Source organism: Kosakonia pseudosacchari, from assembly GCF_015167415.1.
GTDB lineage: Bacteria > Pseudomonadota > Gammaproteobacteria > Enterobacterales > Enterobacteriaceae > Kosakonia > Kosakonia pseudosacchari.
In genome coordinates this window covers 4,842,353-4,862,770 of record NZ_CP063425.1, presented here as the reverse complement: position 1 = coordinate 4,862,770, position 20,418 = coordinate 4,842,353, and the positions used below count along the sequence as shown (strand labels likewise).

20 protein-coding genes are annotated in these 20,418 nt (G+C 53.3%); 11 read left to right on the top strand and 9 right to left on the bottom strand.

The window, feature by feature from the left end; all coding sequences use genetic code 11:
• Positions 1-73: 73 nt before the first annotated feature.
• The 5 genes from IP581_RS23095 (at position 74) to IP581_RS23075 (ending at position 4,938) form a co-directional block, all read left to right on the top strand.
• Positions 74-1,693 carry an alpha-glucoside-specific PTS transporter subunit IIBC gene (locus IP581_RS23095; protein ID WP_193821472.1) on the top strand — a complete coding sequence of 540 codons (1,620 nt, stop codon included), beginning with the start codon at positions 74-76 and terminating at the stop codon, positions 1,691-1,693.
• Entirely contained in the window at positions 1,690-3,012 is a 1,323-nt protein-coding gene (locus IP581_RS23090) for a 6-phospho-alpha-glucosidase (RefSeq protein ID WP_086872235.1), read from the top strand. The genes IP581_RS23095 and IP581_RS23090 overlap by 4 nt, the downstream gene beginning before the upstream one ends.
• Positions 3,013-3,118: 106 nt before the next feature.
• A complete protein-coding gene (locus IP581_RS23085; protein WP_193821471.1) occupies positions 3,119-3,466 on the top strand; it encodes a YidH family protein in 348 nt (115 codons plus the stop codon).
• Positions 3,456-3,806, top strand: a complete 351-nt coding sequence (locus IP581_RS23080; protein WP_193821470.1) for a DUF202 domain-containing protein — start codon at positions 3,456-3,458, stop codon at positions 3,804-3,806. The genes IP581_RS23085 and IP581_RS23080 overlap by 11 nt, the downstream gene beginning before the upstream one ends.
• A gap of 10 nt (positions 3,807-3,816) precedes the next feature.
• On the top strand, positions 3,817-4,938 hold the full coding sequence (locus IP581_RS23075) for an anaerobic sulfatase maturase (RefSeq protein WP_193821469.1): 1,122 nt from the start codon (positions 3,817-3,819) through the stop codon (positions 4,936-4,938).
• A gap of 1 nt (position 4,939) precedes the next feature.
• Here the strand turns inward: IP581_RS23075 and dsdA are convergent, their stop codons facing one another.
• A complete protein-coding gene (gene dsdA, locus IP581_RS23070; protein ID WP_193821468.1) occupies positions 4,940-6,256 on the bottom strand; it encodes a D-serine ammonia-lyase in 1,317 nt (438 codons plus the stop codon).
• Between the two features lie 161 nt (positions 6,257-6,417).
• On the opposite strand from dsdA, the gene IP581_RS23065 reads away from it, so the two are divergent.
• Positions 6,418-7,506 carry a cellulase family glycosylhydrolase gene (locus tag IP581_RS23065; RefSeq protein ID WP_193821467.1) on the top strand — a complete coding sequence of 363 codons (1,089 nt, stop codon included), beginning with the start codon at positions 6,418-6,420 and terminating at the stop codon, positions 7,504-7,506.
• Here the strand turns inward: IP581_RS23065 and emrD are convergent.
• Together emrD and IP581_RS23055 are read right to left on the bottom strand one after the other, a co-directional pair.
• Positions 7,409-8,593 carry a multidrug efflux MFS transporter EmrD gene (emrD, locus tag IP581_RS23060; RefSeq protein WP_097399755.1) on the bottom strand — a complete coding sequence of 395 codons (1,185 nt, stop codon included), beginning with the start codon at positions 8,591-8,593 and terminating at the stop codon, positions 7,409-7,411. The two genes, IP581_RS23065 and emrD, sit on opposite strands and share 98 nt — an antisense overlap.
• A 177-nt stretch (positions 8,594-8,770) precedes the next feature.
• Entirely contained in the window at positions 8,771-9,604 is an 834-nt protein-coding gene (locus IP581_RS23055) for a DMT family transporter (protein WP_097399756.1), read from the bottom strand.
• 211 nt (positions 9,605-9,815) lie between these two features.
• Between IP581_RS23055 and IP581_RS23050 the strand changes: the two genes are divergently transcribed.
• From IP581_RS23050 to sctL, 5 genes are read left to right on the top strand one after another with little or no spacing between them, the layout of a single operon-like run.
• Positions 9,816-10,004 (top strand): hypothetical protein, encoded by a 189-nt coding sequence (locus IP581_RS23050; protein WP_017458094.1) that lies wholly within the window; start codon positions 9,816-9,818, stop codon positions 10,002-10,004.
• Positions 10,005-10,046: 42 nt separating this feature from the next.
• Positions 10,047-10,640 carry an EscI/YscI/HrpB family type III secretion system inner rod protein gene (locus IP581_RS23045; protein ID WP_086872247.1) on the top strand — a complete coding sequence of 198 codons (594 nt, stop codon included), beginning with the start codon at positions 10,047-10,049 and terminating at the stop codon, positions 10,638-10,640.
• A 14-nt stretch (positions 10,641-10,654) separates the two neighbouring features.
• Positions 10,655-11,359 (top strand): type III secretion system inner membrane ring lipoprotein SctJ, encoded by a 705-nt coding sequence (sctJ, locus tag IP581_RS23040; RefSeq protein WP_193821466.1) that lies wholly within the window; start codon positions 10,655-10,657, stop codon positions 11,357-11,359.
• A complete protein-coding gene (locus tag IP581_RS23035; protein ID WP_228007797.1) occupies positions 11,325-11,936 on the top strand; it encodes a hypothetical protein in 612 nt (203 codons plus the stop codon). The genes sctJ and IP581_RS23035 overlap by 35 nt, the downstream gene beginning before the upstream one ends.
• Before the next feature lie 13 nt (positions 11,937-11,949).
• Positions 11,950-12,582 (top strand): type III secretion system stator protein SctL, encoded by a 633-nt coding sequence (gene sctL / locus IP581_RS23030; RefSeq protein ID WP_193821465.1) that lies wholly within the window; start codon positions 11,950-11,952, stop codon positions 12,580-12,582.
• Positions 12,583-12,628: 46 nt separating this feature from the next.
• Here the strand turns inward: sctL and IP581_RS23025 are convergent, their stop codons facing one another.
• The 6 genes from IP581_RS23025 to IP581_RS23000 are packed head-to-tail and all read right to left on the bottom strand — an operon-like array spanning position 12,629 to position 20,309.
• Positions 12,629-14,818 carry a hypothetical protein gene (locus tag IP581_RS23025; RefSeq protein ID WP_193821464.1) on the bottom strand — a complete coding sequence of 730 codons (2,190 nt, stop codon included), beginning with the start codon at positions 14,816-14,818 and terminating at the stop codon, positions 12,629-12,631.
• A 51-nt stretch (positions 14,819-14,869) separates the two neighbouring features.
• Positions 14,870-16,972, bottom strand: a complete 2,103-nt coding sequence (locus tag IP581_RS23020; protein ID WP_193821463.1) for a hypothetical protein — start codon at positions 16,970-16,972, stop codon at positions 14,870-14,872.
• A 31-nt stretch (positions 16,973-17,003) separates the two neighbouring features.
• Positions 17,004-18,953 carry a secretin N-terminal domain-containing protein gene (locus tag IP581_RS23015; protein ID WP_193821462.1) on the bottom strand — a complete coding sequence of 650 codons (1,950 nt, stop codon included), beginning with the start codon at positions 18,951-18,953 and terminating at the stop codon, positions 17,004-17,006.
• A gap of 17 nt (positions 18,954-18,970) precedes the next feature.
• Entirely contained in the window at positions 18,971-19,192 is a 222-nt protein-coding gene (locus IP581_RS23010; RefSeq protein WP_086872262.1) for a hypothetical protein, read from the bottom strand.
• A gap of 16 nt (positions 19,193-19,208) precedes the next feature.
• Positions 19,209-19,760, bottom strand: coding sequence for a GNAT family N-acetyltransferase (locus IP581_RS23005; protein ID WP_097399763.1), 552 nt, complete (start codon positions 19,758-19,760; stop codon positions 19,209-19,211).
• A gap of 3 nt (positions 19,761-19,763) precedes the next feature.
• On the bottom strand, positions 19,764-20,309 hold the full coding sequence (locus tag IP581_RS23000; protein WP_086872266.1) for an RNA polymerase sigma factor: 546 nt from the start codon (positions 20,307-20,309) through the stop codon (positions 19,764-19,766).
• Positions 20,310-20,418 lie beyond the last annotated feature (109 nt).

Genomic DNA, 20,418 nt, shown 5'->3' with positions numbered 1-20,418 from the left:
TCATATGCTCACTTCAGGCCACCAAAACATAACAAGGCCTCTCCCCTACAGGTTGTTTCATGAGGATTTAAAAATGCTCAGTCAAATACAACGTTTCGGCGGCGCAATGTTTACCCCGGTGCTGCTTTTTCCCTTCGCGGGCATGGTGGTGGGTATCGCCATTATGCTGCGCAACCCGCTGTTCGTCGGCGAAGCCTTAACCGCGCCCGATAACCTCTTCGCGCAGATTGTGCATATTATCGAAGAGGGCGGCTGGACCGTGTTTCGCAATATGCCGCTGCTGTTCGCCGTTGGCTTACCGATTGGCCTGGCAAAACAAGCGCAGGGCCGCGCTTGCCTCGCGGTGCTGATTAGCTTTTTAACCTGGAACTACTTTATCAACGCCATGGGGATGACCTGGGGTCACTTCTTTGGCGTGGATTTCTCCGCAGAACCGACTGCAGGCAGCGGTCTTACGCTGATCGCCGGAATTAAAACGCTCGATACCAGCATTATTGGCGCGATCGTGATTTCCGGGATTGTCACCGCCATTCATAACCGCTTTTTCGAAAAGCCGTTGCCGGTCTTCCTGGGGATTTTCCAGGGGACGTCGTTTGTAGTGATTATCGCCTTTCTGGTGATGATCCCCTGCGCGTGGTTAACCCTGCTTGGTTGGCCGAAAGTGCAGTTGGGTATTGAATCTTTACAGGCTTTTTTACGCTCTGCCGGTGCGCTGGGCGTGTGGGTGTATACCTTCCTGGAACGCATTCTGATCCCGACCGGGTTGCACCATTTTGTCTATGGTCCGTTTATTTTCGGTCCGGCGGCGGTGGAAGGCGGGATCCAGGTTTACTGGGCGCAGCACTTACAGGAATTCAGCCTGAGCACCGAGCCGCTGAAAGCTTTGTTCCCGGAAGGCGGCTTTGCGCTGCACGGTAACTCGAAAGTCTTCGGTTCTGTCGGTATCGCGCTGGCATTGTGGTACACCGCCGCGCCGGAAAACCGCGTCAAAGTTGCTGGCCTGCTGATCCCCGCCACGCTCACTGCTGTACTGGTGGGCATTACCGAACCGCTGGAATTTACCTTCCTGTTTATCTCGCCGCTGCTGTTCGCTGTTCACGCGGTACTCGCCGCGTCCATGGCGACGGTGATGTACAGCTTCGGTGTGGTCGGCAATATGGGCGGTGGGTTGCTCGACCAGTTCCTGCCACAAAACTGGATCCCGATGTTCCATAACCATGCGGCGATGGTGTTCACCCAAATCGCTATTGGCCTGTGCTTTACCGCGCTCTACTTCGTGGTTTTCCGCACATTGATTGTGCGCTTTAACCTGAAAACCCCGGGCCGGGAAGAGAGCGAAATCAAACTCTACAGCAAAGCCGACTACAAAGCTGCGCGCGGGCAAACCACGGCGGCGGCCGCGAATACCCAACTCGGACAGGCGGCCGGTTTCCTGCAGGCGCTGGGTGGCAGCGCAAATATTGAAAGTGTGAATAACTGCGCCACCCGGCTGCGTATCGCGCTGGTCGATATGGCGAAAACGCAAAGTGATGACGTCTTTAAAGCACTGGGTGCGCACGGTGTGGTACGTCGCGGCAACGCTATTCAGGTGATTGTCGGTCTGCATGTTCCGCAAGTACGCGACCAGCTTGAATCTCTGATGAAAACCCCTTTATCCCCCGAACCATCTACCATGACAGAGGCTGTATCATGAAAAAATTCTCCGTTGTTATTGCCGGTGGCGGCAGCACCTTTACGCCGGGTATAGTGTTGATGTTACTGGCTAATCGCGAACGTTTTCCGCTGCGGAAGCTAAAGTTCTATGACAATGACGGCGCGCGCCAGGAAACTATCGCCGAGGCCTGCAAAATCATCCTGCGGGAGCAGGCACCTGATATTGAATTCAGCTACACCACCGATCCGCAGGCGGCCTTTACCGATGTCGACTTTGTGATGGCGCACATCCGCGTCGGCAAATATCCAATGCGCGAACAGGATGAAAAAATCCCGTTGCGCCACGGCGTTGTCGGCCAGGAAACCTGTGGCCCAGGCGGCATTGCGTACGGTATGCGCTCCATTGGCGGCGTGCTGGAGCTGGTGGACTATATGGAAAAATATTCCCCGAACGCCTGGATGCTGAACTACTCCAACCCGGCCGCTATCGTGGCGGAAGCGACGCGCCGCCTGCGTCCGCAGGCTAAAATCCTCAATATCTGCGATATGCCTATCGGGATAGAAGGGCGCATGGCGCAGATTGTGGGTCTGCAAGATCGCAAACAGATGCGGGTGCGCTATTACGGGCTGAACCACTTCGGCTGGTGGACATCGATTGAAGATTTAAACGGCAACGATTTAATGCCGAAATTACGCGAATATGTAGCGAAAAATGGCTATGTACCTCCGGCGAAAGATGAGCACACCGAAGCAAGCTGGAACGATACCTTCGCTAAAGCGAAAGATGTGCAGGCGCTTGACCCGGATACCATGCCGAACACCTATCTGAAGTATTACTTGTTCCCGGATTATGTAGTGGCGCATTCCAATCCTGAGCGAACCCGCGCCAATGAAGTGATGGATCACCGTGAAAAACAGGTGTTTGGCTCCTGTCGCGCCATTATTGAAGCGGGGAAATCTTCGGCAGGTGAGCTGGAAATCGACGAACATGCGTCGTACATCGTCGATCTGGCAACCGCCATCGCCTTCAATACTCAGGAGCGCATGCTGCTGATTGTGCCGAACAATGGCGCGATCCATAACTTTGACGCTGACGCGATGGTAGAGATCCCCTGCCTGGTGGGTAAAAACGGCCCGCAACCGCTCACAGTTGGCGATATTCCGCATTTCCAGAAAGGGTTGATGAGTCAGCAAGTCGCCGTGGAAAAACTGGTGGTGGATGCCTGGGAGCAACGCTCTTATCAGAAGTTATGGCAGGCGATAACCTTGTCCAAAACGGTTCCGAGCGCTTCTGTCGCCAAAGCCATTCTGGATGATTTAGTCGAAGCTAATAAAGATTTCTGGCCTGAGTTGCATTAATCCCCGCGACCGGCATCGTCAGGATGCCGGTCCTTACTGTGAAACGTGTCGAAAAAATTCACCGTATCCGCTACTTTGTTGACCAGTAGAGCAACAAGGAGCCTCCATGAAAATCTCCCGCGTCGGCGAAGCGCCGGACTACCGCTTTTCGCTGGCGAATGAACGCACTTTCCTTGCATGGATCCGCACGGCGCTTGGTTTTCTGGCGGCCGGCGTTGGTCTGGATCAGTTAGCGCCGGAATTTGCCACGCCGCTGATCCGCGAAGTGCTGGCGCTGCTGCTGTGTCTCTTCTCTGGCGGGCTGGCGTTGTATGGCTATTTGCGCTGGTTGGCGAATGAAAAAGCGATGCGCCTGAAAGAAGATTTGCCCTACACCCGCGCGCTGCTGGTGATAAGCGTTATTTTGCTGGCGGTTGCGCTGGTGGTGATGGTGCTGGTTTTCTATGGTGGATAATCGCAAAGCATGCCGCGAAAAAGACCCGGGTTTGCAGCCGGAACGCACGTCGCTGGCGTGGCTGCGCACATTGTTCGGTTACGGCGCGCTGATGGCGCTGGCGGTCAGACATAACTGGCAGCATTCGGGGCTGCCGTTTTGGATCTCACTCGGCGTGTTGCTGTGCGTGGCGCTTCTGCTTTGGCGTTACACACATGAACGAATCTTAATGGATGTGAATAAAAGTGATTTCGTCTTATCTGGCGCGGTTCGTGACAAATTGTTGATCTCTCTCGCGGTGCTCTCCCTCGCATTACTGTTTGCTGTAACGCATATCCGTCAATTACTCCTGATTTTCTGAGGAACACCGCATGCCAGGCTGCCACGTTATGGCCAAGCCCGCCAGTTCTTGCTGCACTCTTCACTGCCGCTACTGCTGTTACATTGAAAAGCAGCAACAAAAGGTCATGGATGATGCCACGCTGCAGGCGTTTATTCGTCAGCAGATCGACGCCCAGCCGGGCAGTGTTGTGCCGTTTGCCTGGCAAGGTGGTGAACTCGCCCTAAGCGGGCTGGATTTTTTTCGTCGGGTTGCCGCGTTCCAGGCGCAGTTCGCCAATGGCAAACGAATAGAAAATGTCTGTCAAACTAACGGGATTTTGCTGAACGATGCCTGGTGTCGCTTCTTTCGTGAGCACGGCTGGGTGGTCGCTATCTCCGTTGATGGTCCGGCAGAGATGCATGATGCTTACCGCGTTAACCGTAGCGGCACGCCGTCACACCATAACGTCATCAACGCGATTCAACGACTGGCGAAACACGGCATGGAATACAAGCTGCTCTGTATCGTTAACAACCTCAACAGCCAGCAGCCGCAGCGCTTGTACCAGTACCTGCGCTCGCTCGGTACGCCGTTTTTGCAGTTTATCCCGCTGGTGGAGCAGGATCGGCAAGGAAATTTAACGGCGGAATCTGTAAGCGGCGAGGCGTGGGGTCGTTTCCTGACCGCTGTTTTTGATGGCTGGGTGCGCGAGGATATTGGCCGGGTTTATGTCCAGCTATTTGATTCAACGCTCGGCGTCTGGCGTGGTGACCCGTCGCAAATGTGTCCCTTCGGCGAAACCTGCGGTTACGCCTTTGCGCTGGACGCGAACGGCGATCGATACCAGTGCGATCACTACGCTTACCCGGCCTGCCAGCCTGGCAACTTGCACCCCATTGCGAGCGAAGAGATGAATCTCAGCCATGAGGCTATCGCTTTTGGGCAGGGCAAAAAGAGTACTCTGCCCGATGACTGTCGCCGTTGCGATGTGCTGCGCTTTTGCCAGGGCGACTGCCCGAAGCACCGCTTTGTACAGGGAAAAAGCGCGTTATGCCACGGCTACCAGCACTTTTTCAGCCATACCGCGCCGCATATGCGTGTTATGCGTGACCTGCTTAAACAGCGGCGTTCGCCGATGGAGTTGATGTCTTTTATGCGCAACCATCGCTGAATCAGCGCGCGTTCGCCAGGTACTGCGCCATCTCTTCTGCCGGAACCATACCGCCACCCGTCGCCCACACCAGATGGGTGGCCTGGGCCAGTTGTGCCTGGCTAAAGCCGTGAAGCTGATGGTAATCGCGCGCTTCACTGATCTGTTTCGGTCCCGACATGCCTGCCAGCGCCGACGGTTCCAGCAAAATGTTCTCTTCCTGCGCCAGTAATCCCAGCAGGTGATAAAGCGTCTGGTCATCGACGGTGTAAAAGCCGTCCAGCAGGCGTTCCATCGCGCGGCCAACAAAACCCGACGCGCGACCAACGGCCAGCCCATCGGCGGCGGTCTGGTTATCGATGCCTAAATCCTGCACCGCAATGCCATCATGCAGACCGGTGTACACGCCAAGCAGCATGCACGGCGAATGCGTCGGTTCGGCAAAAATACAATGCACATCATCACCAAACGCCAGCTTCAGGCCGAACGCCACGCCGCCAGGGCCGCCGCCAACGCCGCAGGGAAGATAGACAAACAGCGGATGGTCTTTATCGACCACTTTGCCGATGCGGGCAAACTGATCTTTTAGCCGCTGCCCGGCGACGGCATACCCGAGGAACAGCGTGCGTGAGTTTTCATCATCAATAAAAAAGCAGTTCGCGTCCGCTTGCGCCGCGCGGCGCCCTTGCTCAACGGCGACACCGTAATCTTCGGCATACTCCACCACGTTCACTCCGTGGCTGCGCAGCAGCGCTTTTTTCCAGGCGCGGGCATCGGCAGACATATGTACCGTTACGCGAAAACCGAGGCGCGCACTGATAATGCCAATCGACAACCCGAGATTACCGGTCGAACCGACGGCGATACTGTACTGGCTAAAAAAACGGGTGAATTCTGGCGAGAGCAAGCGGCTGTAATCGTCTTGCGGCGTCAACAGCCCGGCGGCGAAGGCCAGTTTTTCCGCGTGGGTCAGCACTTCATAAATGCCGCCGCGCGCTTTAATTGAACCGGAAATCGGCAAGTGGCTGTCTTTTTTCAGCCACAGCTCACCAGTGATGGTTTGTCCCAGACGACGCTGCATTGACGGGATCGGTACCACGTCGGATTCGATGATGCCGCCGCTGGCCGCGGTTTCCGGAAATGCCTTCGCAATAAAAGGCGCAAAGCGCGCCAGGCGGGCATGCGCATCGCTAACATTTTGCGGTGTCAGGCCAACATGCGGCAAAGCCTCGGCAACCGAGGTAGTATTAGGGTTAAACCAGCGCGTTTCTTGCAGGTCGATAAGCCTTTGTACTAGCGTGTCGTGTTGGATGAGTTTCTGGAGGTCGGCGTTTTTCATCGGTTCTTCATCATCGAAAGCGGATGGTTAAAGAAAACAGGAATACGCCGTCGGTGCAAGTGTGCAGACGTGGTGAGAATTTATTACGTTTTGCCGCTACACGTTGTGGCGTAAAGCATGCTAAATACATGTATTCGCCCCCAATTTTCACAAGGTTAACTGTGTTAAAGCCACTGATTGCTGTTGCTATGCTGCTGGCGGGAACCTCTGCGTTTGCCGCTGATACTCCGCTGACAGCGGCGCATTACGCGCAGCAGTTGGGCGTGGGGATGGATGTCGACTGGGCGCGTACCGACCGGGGAATTCGTGAGTTTGACCCGCTGGTGGTGCGTGATTTCTACGATGCGGGCATCCGCCATGTGCGTATTCGCGTTGCCGATAACATGACCGAAGCACGCCTGATCCATTTGCGTAAACTGGTGGAAGCCTGCGAAAAGTATGGCGTGATCCCGATTATCGCTTACCAGGCGGATAGCTTCAAAGCCGATCCCGACGCGAAAAACGAAGCGCAACTGGTGGTGTGGTGGAAAACCGTCGGCACCTTTTTTGGCACCGACCACCCGACGCTCGGTTTTGACGTGATTTATGAACCGGCCGATAAACTTAACCACGACCTGTCTGCGTTAAATCGCGCCTATGAAAACGTTGTCAGAACGCTGCATGATATTGATCCGCAACGCATGATTTTTATCGCACCACGGATGCGTGCCGCCCCTGAAGATCTGCCCTCGCTGAAGTTGCCGCCGCATAGCCAGAATTTCCTGCTCGCCGAATGGCACATCTTTCCCTGGGGGCCGCTAAAAGCGAACGGTAAATACCCATGGACCTCCGGCACAACGGCGGAAAAAGCCGCCATTCGCGCACGAATCAACACCGCCGTGCGCTGGCAGCAGAAAACAGGGCATAGCAGTTGGGTTGGCGGTTGGGCCGTTGGGGAATCAATGAAAAGCACGCCAACCGAATCGCAACTGGCGTTTGCCCGTTTTATGGCTTGCGAGCTGAACAAGGTGAAAATCCCTTACGCGATCAACACCGATACGCAATTTTATGACGGTGAAGAGGGTGCATGGCGACCCGCGCCGGAGCCGTTACTGAAGGTGATGATCGCGCCAGATTGCTGCAAGCCCGACGCGAAGTCGGGCCATCATGAGGTTAAATCGCCGGTTCGTGGCGAGCAAAACGCGACGCCAGCGGCAGCCAGCACAGCAGGATCAAAAGCCCGGCCAGCGTCATCAGCATCCCAAGGCTAAACTGGCTGGTCTGCGGCAGTTGTGACGAAAGCCACGCCAGACCGCCGGAGCCGATATTCTGTAAACCACCGACCAGCGCCCCCGCCGTTCCGGCGAGAAACGGGAACGGCTCCATCGCGCCGCTGGTTGCCAGCGGAAACAGCATCCCGGCGCCGAAGAAGAACAGCGCGGCGGGAACCACCAGCGTCCAGATGTTCATCACGCCCAGCAAACCGGGGATCCACATCAGAATACCGGCCGCCAGGCAGCTAATCACTGACTGCCACATCAGCGTGGTGAAGCGCTTATTCTGCCGCCCGGCAAACCATGCACCAAAAAACGCTGCCGGAATCGGCAGGATAAACAGTACACTGACGGTCATGCTGTTGAGGCCAAGAACGCCGCCCATCAGCACGCCGGAACAGGCTTCAAACACCGCAATCCCCGCCAGACCGCCAATTAACATCAGCAGATAGCAGTTAAATGCGCCGCTGCCGAACAGCGTTTTATAGCTGGCGATAAGCCGGATGCGCGGCGCGTCCGTTGGGCGGGTTTCCGGCATCCAGCGCGCCATACTGAAGGTGACAATTGCGCAAAGCGCCAGCAGGAAGATAAAACAGGCGCGCCAGTTCACCAGCGTGTTCAGCACGCCGCCAATCAGCGGCGCCAGTAACGGGCTGACCAGAATCCCCATATTTAACAGGCTATTGGCATGACGCAGTTCCGTTCCCGCGTAAAGATCACGCGGCAGGGTTCGCGCCATCACGCCACCGACGCCGGTACCAATGCCCTGTAAAGCACTGGCCAGAATTAACACCGTCAGGCTGTGCGTGGAGATAGCCATCAGCGTCGCCAGCATAAAAATGGTCATCCCGGCGAGGATCACCGGCCTGCGCCCAATTCTGTCCGCCAGCGGGCCATAAAACAGCTGCGAGACGCCATAAGTCAGCAGATAAGCCGCCATCACGCTCTGCACCGCGCCTTCGCGCACGTTTAAATCGCGCGCCATATCGGCAATAGCCGGAATATAAATGGTTTGCGCCATTTGTCCGACGGCGACCAGAAGCACCAGCATCAACAGCAAATTGACGTTTCTTTGCCTTTTCATCTCGATGATTACTTTAAGAAATTGAGGAATTAAAGAATATATGGCTGCAATTCAGCCTTTATGCGGGAGAAATCTAGCACAGTCAGATGACAGAACCACTATGCGGCACAGCAATGGCAATGCTGCGCCAGGCAGGTTTTGTAAACGATTTTCGGCAACTTTTGTTGCCAGTTTGTCTTATGCAAGACGCAGTAAAATTGCCCCGACGGCAATACCGCAGGCTGCGACGATACGCAGCCCGGCGACCTTCTCCTTCAGCAACAAAAAAGCCAGTAGCGCGCCGAAAAGAATCGAGGTTTCACGCAGTGCCGCCACCACCGCCAGCGGCGCTTGTGTCATTGCCCACAACGCCAGTCCATAGGAGCCCATCGTGCCGATACCGCCGGGCAACCCTTTTTTCCAGTTTGCCACCAGATAGCGTGTCACTTCTTGTCGACGCGCCAGCATCGCCCACACCAGCAGGCAGAAGCCATTCATAAAGAATGTCCACAATGTGTAGCCGAGCGCCGAACCAGCAAGGCGCACGCCGGTGCCATCCACCAGCGTATAACCGGCGATAAAGCAGGAGTTGAGTAACGCCAGCCAGATGCCTTTACGCGACTGGCTGCGACCATTGAACGCCATACCGAGAATCGACAGACAGATCACCGCAATCCCGCCCCAGGCCATGCTTGAGAGCGAATCGCCAAGCCACAACACGCTGATTATCGCTACCAGCAGCGGCGCGGTGCCGCGCATCAGCGGGTAGGTCTGGCTCATATCCGCCACCTGGTAGGTTTTGGCGACCAGCACCGTGTAGATCACCTGCAAAGCGCAACTGGCAATGAGATAAGGCGCGCTGGCGAGCGTCGGTTGGGGAGAAAAAGGCAGTAAAATCAGCGCGATTAATGCGGCGGAACCACTGACGGCAATGGCCGAATAGAGCTTGTCGCTGCCCGCTTTCACAATCGCGTTCCAGCTGGCATGCAGCAGCGCGGCGAACAGCAGAATACAAAATACGGAAATGGTCATGGTGGCAGAAGTGGGTGGAATGTCACCAAAATGTAACATGATGAGCGCAAAGGAAGCCAGTTAACCAGACCCGCGCAAATGGCGCGCTAAGCATTTAAAAACGTCTCGCGAAAAGTGAACGGTTTTATAAAAAAGCGCCACCAATAGATCGTAGCAACCCCAAGTCACTACTCATCAATAAGGAGAAAACGTTATGGCCGGAGGAGCTTCAATGGGCGCGTCTTTAGCGTCCATGGGACAACTGGATATGGTTTCCGCCGCGACAACCATGATGAACGCCCAGGCGCAGTCAGCCAAAATGATCACCGATACCGTTAACGGTATTACCAGTTCGTTAATCGATTCGTCGACAAAAGCGCAAAACTCAATGCAGCAGGCGGGTAAAGCCATTCAATATTGAATGGCGTTAATAAAATAGCACTGTGCGATAAAGGAGTATTCTATGTGTTTTATTACCAGAGCAGCTTTAAATATGGTAAGCAACCCACAGGTTGTTTTTCAGCAAAACAATAATGTGTTAACGCGCTGCGGTTCCACCCCTAAACCGCCAGAAAATAATAATACCTGCTGTAAACCAGACGATGGCAAAAACTGTCATAAACCCGATAACGACTGGAATCATTGCAACAAGCCAAACAATGACTGGAATAACTGCAATAAACCCAGCAACAACTGCCATAAGCCAAATAATAACTGGGATGGTTGCAACCGCCCTGATAATAACTGGAATAGTTGCAATCGACCAGGCAATAACGGGAATAGCTGTTCCGGTTCAAATAATCACCACCGGCCGGGCAATGACCGAAATGATTGCATTACCGATACGAAATCTATCCTGCGCCAGTTATCTGATATGTTAGAAAAGCTCTCCAGGCAGGCGGGGCGGGATTTAAAAGCGGCTTCCGGGAGCAATGATCCTTTTGATGTACTGAAAGCCAACCGGTCGATGTCGAACTATTATTTAAATAACCAGTTTGTCTCGAAAATGATCAGTAAAATGACCAGCAGCGTGGAGCGAATGACCAACCTGCAATAACGATAAAACCCATTATGTTAATAAGAGCAATTAACGCCATCACCTTGTTATTACTGGTCACCTTCCTCTCCGGGTGCCAGGGTGAACTGGCGTTATATCAGGGGCTTGCTGAGCCAGCGGCTAACGCCATCGTTGCAGAACTCAAGGACAAAGGTATTGAGGCCGCAAAGCGTTCGGATAAAACGGGTTATTCCGTTTCGATAGCCATGTCCGATCTTCCTGAAGCTGTGAAAATATTACATTCCGCAGGATTGCCCTCCCAGAGCTATGTTAGCCTGGGAGATGTTTTTCGTAAGGAAGGGATGATTTCGTCACCGCTTGAAGAACGCGTGCGTTATATTTATGCCTTATCTCAGGAACTCGAGTTTACGTTATCGCAAATCGATGGCGTTATTATGGCAAGGGTTCATATTGTTCTGCCGGAACGTATCTCAGCGGGCGAGCCAATACAACCCGCCTCAGCGGCGGTATTTATTAAATATAACCGGGATGTTCGTGTGGAAAAATTACAGCCCGTTATCAGGCGAATGGCGCTCAGCAGTATTCCGGGAATGGTGGATGCCGATGATAAAAAATTGTCTATTTCTTTTATCCCCACAGAGGAATATAAAGCGCAAGGTATTGCGCCGGAAAATAGAAAGCCAAACACCATGATATTGTATTTTCTGGGTGGTCTCTGCTTACTTGCGTCGCTTTATTTCTTTATACAGAAAAAATGACATCAATTTCATTAAAGGGATTTTCATGCTGCGATGGATTCACTGGTGGCGCGATGGCTGGCGCCATAAACGTCATCACAGTTGGCCATTGCCGGAAGAGTTGCACCTTATCCACGCGGTTATCACTTATGCTGAAACACACCAAAGGCTCTGGATTGATAACCTTTTTGGTGTCAAACCTACGGCGATTCCTGAACCCACAGAGGCGTTTATTAACGTCATTGAGCTATTACAACACCAGCGCGTTTTATTATTTGAAGCCCTTTTTTGTGTCTGCGTGGCTGGTCCATCATCGGTCTATCATTTTTTGTCTCCAGATGCTCAGCAATGGTGTCGCCGGTTGGCTATGGGGTTAAAACCAGGGCTATGGATGCCACCTCTCTCCTCCGATCCGGAAATTACCGGAATCATCTTGCTTCGTGGCTGGGTTGGCGAGCCTGTCTGGTCGCGAATGCGCTTTTCTTTGCCAAAAGAGAACGTTGAAGTGGTCGAACACCAGGCCGCTATCACCCTTGCGCCACAAAAACTTTCCGCGCTGTGGATGGCGGTTATCGCCTGGATGCAGCGCGAACGCTAACGGGAAAATAGCCATGCTGACAATGCATAAAATCAGCCCGCTCGCCGGTATTTCGCTGGTGCGACAACCGGTGATCCGCAAAGAGGATGTCGCCAACTTTTGCTTGTCCGACGCGGTAATGGATAACGCGCATCTTCGCGCCAGGGAGGTAATAAAACAGGCGCAACTCGCCGCAGAACAGCTTCGTCAGCAGGCCTATGAAGAGGTATCGACAGCGTTGTGGGCGCAGGCGCGGGTTATCCTTGATGACTGGGAAAAAGAACGTGAAGAGATGCGCCGGTGTATCGTCGACGCTGCAAAAGCGTTGCTGGCGCAGGCACTGGAACTCGCGTTTGCCAAAAAGCCTGCCAGAGCACGCCTCGAAGCCTTACTTAACCAACTGAAAAAGCACACAGAAACAAGCAGCGCAGCACGGTTACTCGTTAATCCCCGGCAATATGCGCAAGCTGCGGACTATTTAGCACAACATACCGATCTGCGTTGGTCGCTGGTAAGCGATAGCCAGCAGGCCAAAGATGAGGTGTGTCTGAAAAGCACTCACGGCAGTTTTACCCTGAGTTGGCAGACATTCAGTGAGAGTTTTATCGCGGCTATCAACGCGAGTATGCCGCCAGACGATCCGCAGATAGATAACGCTATGAAATAAAAGAGCCATTACCGCACGAGTAATGGCTCTGCCTGGCACATCAACGTTAGTAAATTTTGGTGATTTTATCCGGCGTCACCAGGTTATTGGCCAGATGAACCTCATCGAATGACCAGGCGTAATCGCCAAATCTTTCCAGACGGTTCTTTTCACGCAGCCCGGCGATATAGCCGGGCGGCGTGGTATTCGCCAGCTCCATATAGTGCTCATTATGCTCAACGTTTTCCCGCAGTGAGACACCGGGAATCCCTTTGGCGTCAATTTCATAAAGGTGGAAAACGCCGCCAAACTCGCCCCGGCCGAAGCGCTCCGCGCCTTCCCGCGTGCGCGCAACAAACACCACCGGGCCGGACATCATTTTCTCTACCCCGGCAAAATAATTCCCGTCACGAAAACCAATCTCTTGCGGATCGCCGCGCCGCGCCACGCGATCATTCTTCTCCACCCGGTACAACTTTGTAAAATCAGCTCGCTCAATGTAACCCCGGTCATTGAGATAGCTTCCCGAAGGCAACTGGATAGTCGGTGCCCATGGGTTAACTGTAATCCCGTTATCGGCATAAGGAGAGTGTTCTGCGCCGGACGTCACCACCGACGCGGGGGAGCTGCTTCGTGAACTCAAACCCGAAATGGGGGACTCAGTGCTTCGCGCAGGCGAAGCGCCGGCAAGAGAGGGGCTTTTGCTCTCCTCCCCAAACAGTGAAGCGCCGGGCGTGCGGGGGAGGCCGGTTGTGGACACCTCTTCTGAAAGCGCGGGTGAGAAGGGCGACGCCGATGATGCTGAACGGCTTGCCGTCGCATCGAATACCGGTGTCGCGGGCGTTGGCGGCAGGCTGCTTTCCAGTGTCACCGGGGAGGAGGCGCGCGAATCCGGCAGCGATCGCGGCAGGCTTAAATCAAGCGGGCGATCGGCTGGCGATACGCTGCCGGACGTTGAGGAGCCGGGTTGCGAATCGACATCCATCGGCGTCGGGCGGGAAAGCGCGACATCACGTCGTGCTTCAGCCAGCCCGGCGCGCGGGTTGCCATACATTTGCTGAGCAGGCGCGTTTAAAAATTGGGGGTTGATCCCGCCCGGCAACCCGCTGCGCTGCCACTCGCCGCCGGCGGATTCCACCGTGAGCACCGGTTTGCGTGTCGCTGGATCGATAATGCGCGCCCGGCCTTCGGCTGCGCGGAAATCCGGGCTGACTTCGTACACCTGGCTTTCCCCTTCTGCGCCACGGTAACGCAGCAACCAGCGGTCATTCCCGGCGGCGTCTTTCACCTGGTGAATCCCGCCCGCGCCAGCCCGGCTCTCTTTCAGCAGCGCCTCGCCATCCTGCAACGCGTACTGGCGAATATCACCCGCCAGCGAAGGGCGCAGGCGGTTCACCTCCGCCCCGATACCCGCTTCCGTCCCGGCTTCTTCCGTCAGAACCTCTTCCGGGGCGCTGCGCATTCCGGCAAGCGCCGCGCCTTCGCTGGCCAGAGCTTCCTCGCTGAAGAGTTCCGCCATCGCACCGGCGTCGGCGGCCAGACCGTCCAGCACCAGCAGCGTGCCGATATCCTTCATAAACAGCTCAGCATTCGACGGCTCATTCTGTTCGGTACGCAGCGGCTGCCCGGCAAAATGGCGCAGCGCCTGCACCTTATCCTGGTCGCTGTAGTGCGCCAGCGCCTTGCCTTCCAGACCCGGAACAGCGTCCTGGGTATTGGTCTTGTACTGCGCGCCGGTATTGATTTGCTGGTCGAAAAAATCCCGCGCCGCCGCCACCAGCAATGTCGGTTCCCGCGCGTTGCCCTGCGCATCAAAATGCGTCCTGGCGCTGGCGGCATACTGCCCGCGAACGCTATCCTGCAAATCCGCCAGTGCCCGGGGCTGTTTGTACCAGTCGGCGGGCAGATCAGCCGGATCGTGAATGCCCGCCGCCGCAAGGCCGTAAGCGAGGAGGGATTTTCGCGCCTCGTAAGGCGCGCCATAGGAGGCGGTAAAACCGGATTCACTGCTCTGGCCTTCGCGCTGGCGGATCATCTGCCCGGCAATCTGTTTTTCCAGCGTCGGGTAACCCTCACCGCGTGCATCGGCGGTAAAACGCAGGGTGCGAACATCAGGGCGCACGACACGGTCATCATTATTATTTCCTGGCCCGGTATATAACGAGCCGGTGGGGATTTCGCGTTTGTTTTTGGCGGAAGTTTCCTCGCGGATTATTGGCTGGGGAAAAACAGGAATTGATACAGGATCGATTTTCATAACCACCTCTTTTGCACAAATAAAAAAGATGTCGTACTACAGGTCGTCAAATTAATGACGCATACCTAATTTTTTCAGGAATGGCACGTCGACGGCGGGTAACTCAATATTTCCGGAAAAAATATTCTTAATATCATGCCTGAAAGGGTGTTCTGCATCTTTCAATCTGACAATGGTTATGGGATCACGTGATGCATTACCTTCGAGGGCGTGAATTTCTTTAACTTTTAAAGGCGTGTTGGGGTTAACTAAAATATGGTCGGGCAGCATGCCGCCGGCCGCCATTTTTTTTGGCGTTGTGCGGTCTAAAATAAAAAGTACTTTGTCGGTAGATTGCTTTTCAAATTGTCCAGTCCAGGTTTCAAGCCAGTTTATTGAATTCTGTGGTAATGCGGACGCGGACATAAATCCTGCGTCCGTCACCACATCGTTGACTTTTATTTTATTACCGTACGTACCTGCGGGAACGGTCGCCGCCCGATATGCCGGTGCGTCATAATCATTCAATTTTGCTACGGCTGTTTTTAATTCCGTTGCCAGTGTTTCCCCTTCGGCGGAGGGGCTAATATGCCGCAGATGATTATTTATCGTGCGATAAGTTCCATCGCCTCCTTCAATATATTCCGCAAGAATACTTGACTCTTGCCTGTTTTTTACCGAATTCAAATGCAGAAGCGTTTTTTCATCGGCCGCTTTCTCTTTTGGCGTCCTGGCCCGGAATTGCCCCTCATCAGGCCTCATATATAACTCGCGAAGCTCTTCGCTGACCGGTGAAAATTTTTCCGGGCGAGCAGAGGAAAGCGCACTGGCGCCGGAGGTTCCGGCTGACGCAGCAAGGCTGGTTTGGGTGGCGGTGTTGGTATGCAGTTTGACCCCACCGGGCAATGCGCTGCGCTGCCACTCGCCATTGCCCGACTGCACCGTCAGTACCGGCTGGCGGGTCTGCGGGTCGATAATGCGCGCCCGGCCTTCGCCTGGCCGAAAATCCTGCCCGACTTCGTACACCTTGCTTTCACCAGTTCCCTCGCGGTAGCGCAGCAGCCAACGGTCATTTCCGGCCGCGTCCTTCACCTGATGAATCCCCCCGACGCTGGCGCGGCTCTCCTTCAGTAGCGCCTCGCCATCCTTCACGGCGTACTGGCTGATATCGCCCGCCAGCGACGGACGCAGCCGGTTTACTGCCGCTGCCGATCCGGTTTCCCCGGCCACTGCACCCTCGGCTGTTGCCGCCGTGGTTTCCCCTGCCATTACTCCCCTGGCTTCGCCGGTCATCGCCACCTCTGCCGCTGTGCTGGTTGCTCCAGCCATTGTTACGTCGGCTGTTGCCTGTTCAGAAGTGTTGCGCAGCGTAGCCAGCGCGCTCCAGCCTTCCGTGGTCACCGCTTTTTCAGTGAAAAACTCCGCCATCGCCCCCGCTTCTGCGGCAATGCCGTCAAGCACCAGCAGCGCGCCGATATCTTTCATCACCAGCTCAGCGTTGGTGGGTTCATTCTGCTCGGTGCGCAGCGGTTGCCCGGCAAAATGGCGCAGTGACTGCACTTTATCGCGATCGCTGTACTGCGCCAGCGCCTTGCCTTCGAGCCCCGGAACATCGTCCTGGGTGTTGGTTTTGTACTGCGCGCCGGTGTTGATTTGCTGGTCGAAAAAATCCCGCGCCGCCGCCACCAGCAGCGTCGGTTCCCGCGCGTTGCCCTGTGCATCAAAATGCGTCCTGGCGCTGGCGGCATACTGCCCGCGAACGCTATCCTGCAAATCCGCCAGTACCCGGGGCTGTTTGTACCAGTCGGCGGGCAGGTCAGCCGGATCGTGAATGCCCGCCGCCGCAAGGCCGTAAGCGAGGAGGGATTTTCGCGCCTCGTAAGGCGCGCCGTAGGAGGCGGTAAAGCCGGATTCGCTGGTCTGCCCTTCGCACAGGCGGATCATCTGCCCGGCAATCTGTTTCTCAACAGCGGGATAACCTTCGCCACGCGGGTCGGGAGTAAACACCAGCGAGCGGGCATCCGGGCGGACAGGGCGATCGTCGTTATTATTTTGCGGTCCGGTATATAAAGAGCCGGTAGGAATTTCACGGCGATTTCTTTTCTCAATTACCGGATTTTGTCCGTTTTCTACTGATGTATTAATAATAGCTGGGGTTGATGGAGTAATTTTCATTGCAGGGCTCCTTCACGATCTTTAAACGCGTTTATTTCTCTGTTTCGGTCTTTCTGGCTATATAAACTTCGATATAAGCGCCGGGTGATATAGGCGCGTTGGGGTAAGGAACGATCATGAGATTTTCATCGTTATCACAATCGGCATCATGAAATACAACCGGCTGCTGCCCCGCGTTTTTTATTAATGATGAAGAGAGGGTATATTCCTGCGTTGCCAGTGATTTAACGTTTCCAGCCAGAACGGTAAGTGGCCAGTTAATATCGCAGACGTCCTCGATGGTTATATCATCGATAGCGGGCGATGAACCGGGTGAAATCGTGCCGCTGGATAGCCTGGTGATATCCTCGAAGATCTGCTTATACATTTTTTTAGAAAACGAACTGCCATATTCTGAGGCGGTTTTTATTACCCTGCTTTTTTCTTTGTTGGCCTCTTTTTGGATGATTTTCGGCGTGATGATAATAAACCGCTGCCGATTGTCACTTTCCCGCAAGTTAACGCCGGTATGTTTTTTTTCATGTACAGATAAACCGCCAATAATTAAAGAATCACCCTCATCGACCGTGACCAGCGTGCTGAGATTACCCATCTTATTGTTATCTTCCGGCGCTGGCGTTGTCCCTTTGTTATACATATTAACTTTAATCTGTAACGCTTCCTGTTTGTCGCTGGCGATAACGCGGGGCGTAATTTGCAATACCGTACCGTTGGACGCAGTAGAGAGCGGCTCATCTTTTGTCGCTTGCCGATTTTGATGGCTAAAATTAAAGACTGCGGGAAAATTCTCCATCGTGGTCAGTGAGGGACGAGCGGTTAAAGACGCGCCGCCTTGTTCGACAATCTTTTGAATTTCAGCCTGAAATTTTTTCATCTCCTGTGCGTTAAGCACAGATTTGTTGCCGTTAATAACCGCGTCGTAAACGCTGCCTCTGCGGCTTAACCGTTTTTCCGGCATGCCGGTATTGAGGATCTGGCGGTTATCCATGTCGATAACCAGGGTGTCGATGGCCACCGATCTCAGTGGAACATCGAGCTTCTCAATAAGCTGCGCATATTCACTCCTTTTGGCCGGGTTATCCTGAATGAGGATGGCATTGCTGCGAGTACTGACCACGATTTTCGGCTTGTCATCGCTGGGTGCAGGCAGTGCAGGTGCCAGTGAAATGCGGTCAGCCAGCGCTGAAAATGAAGCGCTTAAGCGGTTATTAAATGGGTTTTTGCTTTCACCTGCCTCAAGCGCAGCCGGGTAATTGTAGCGCTGAAGCTGGGGCGAGGATTTGTTTGCATCTAATAGCTCCGATAATATTGTTCCGACGCCCGGAATGGTGATCTGTTCATTTTGATATTCAACCCGGATATCGGCCGCCTCCGCGAAACGCAAAGGAAAGAACATAGTTTCAAAAGCGCCCTCTTTGTTTTTACTGGTATCAGGCTGCTCGGCAAACATTTTTATCAGGTTGACATATTCGTTTGGCCCGCTTACCAATATTTCAGCACTCTCCGGCAATTCTCCCCAGCCAAATCGCTTATCCAGCAGGCCAATATCCGTTAAGGCCTTTTTAAGGCTATCAATTGACTCATCAGACACTTTAATCTTTAACGATTGCTGATCCGTTTTACTGCTGACGTATAATTTATCCTCGAAAACAAACCACTGAAGATTATATTCAAGCGCCAGGCGTTCAAGAAACTGCTGCGCCGTCGTCGCGCGTAGTTTATTTTTTACCTCTGCCGCAATTTTTGGGTCTATAACCAAACGTAGCGAAAAGGCATGAGCAAAATCTTCCAGCACTTTATTTAGCGGTGCAGGTGTGTTTTGGTAAGAGAATTCACCACTGTTTAATAGGGCGGGCACAGCCGCCACGGCGTGTTGATGTATAAAAGCTGTTAATAATATCAGGGCTAACGTTGCGCATCGTTTAGATAATCTGGCGCAATGCGAAACAGGCGAATAAAAAATACGCCAGTATAATTTCATACATGTCACCTGTTAGTTTATCGGCCATCGTTAATAATTGATCGAGCCAGATTGTGATTGAGCGTCACTTCCTGGTTTGCCGCCCAGGTGGCTGAAGAATATTGTTTCATATGCTGGTGAAACATCAGCCAGTCGCCCATTGACATGCCATTCATATTTTTTGCAGCGGTCTGAAAATCACTGCTGGCTTGTTTAAATTTACTGTCTAACTGACTACGCACAGAATCCATTTTTAGCATTTCAATTATCCCTGGTTTATTTATAAAGACGCAGATCCGGCCTGAAACCAAACAGCATGACGCTGGCGCGTTGTTCACCGAAACGGGCAATTCTGGGTAAAAAAGCCCACTGCTCTCCGCCGAGATATTTGGCAATTCGTTGGCTGGCAAGGTTAGAAGCCATAATCCAGGCGACCAGGGTTTCAAAGCCATATTCACGGCCGAGCAACAGCGCCGCCAGCCCTAGATGAACGCCAAGGCCGCTGCCGCAGCGATCCGCGCGCACATATAAAGCGATTTCCCCGGTCTGCCGGCAAGCTAACGTTCCCCAGCTAAAGCGGTTAACTGATAACCACGCGATAATTTCCCCTTCGCGTTCCAGCACATATACCGGCAATTTGTCTTGTTGATACAGCTCGATATAAAACCCCAGTTCTTTAACAGTGATCGGCCTTGTTACGGGAGAATTCGCGCCGGTATTCGCTGTCTCATTAAAAATCATGGTCATGGCTTCAATATCGCTTTTTTGCGCAACCCTGAGCCCACGAGGCAGTCGTTTTAAGATTCGCTCATTTAATTTCATTTCCATTAGTTACCCTTCTTCCTGATTATTTTTCAGTATTTTTCGCACTCTGGAGAGCCTGGATCGTATTGTTCCAATGGGAATACCTAATTGCTCGGCGGCGTCGTGATAACTGGTGTCTGAATCCATAATATGATAAATGACGCTTTGCATTTTGAGCGGCAATTTATCGACCATGGCAATGGTTTCAGAAAGCTGTATTTTATGTTCGTTGATATAATCAGGGTTGAATATCTGATCGGAAATTAAAAAATTGACATCCTCCAGCGCCACCATCTCAGGTTTACTAAATGTCTTTTTAAAATGATTGCGCACTAAGTTAGAAGCAATACCAAATAACCAGGTTTCTTTACTGGACGCGCCAATAAACTTATGCTGATTGCGAAACGCTTCAAGGTAAGTCATTTGTACAAGGTCATCTACATCACTTTGATTGTAAACACGACGGCTGATAAATTTTCTGAGTCTGGTCGTGGTGTTTGCGACTAACTCATCTATATCGAATGCACTTTTACGCACTGATTCAGTATTAACACTGATGGGTAACTTCCCCATAAAAAATCCCTTTCTCTTATCGATGTATTCCTTGTTCATTTATGAGTGGCAATAAAATGCAAATCTGCCTGGTTAATGAGAAGAATGTGCGAAATATGCCCGGGCAGGT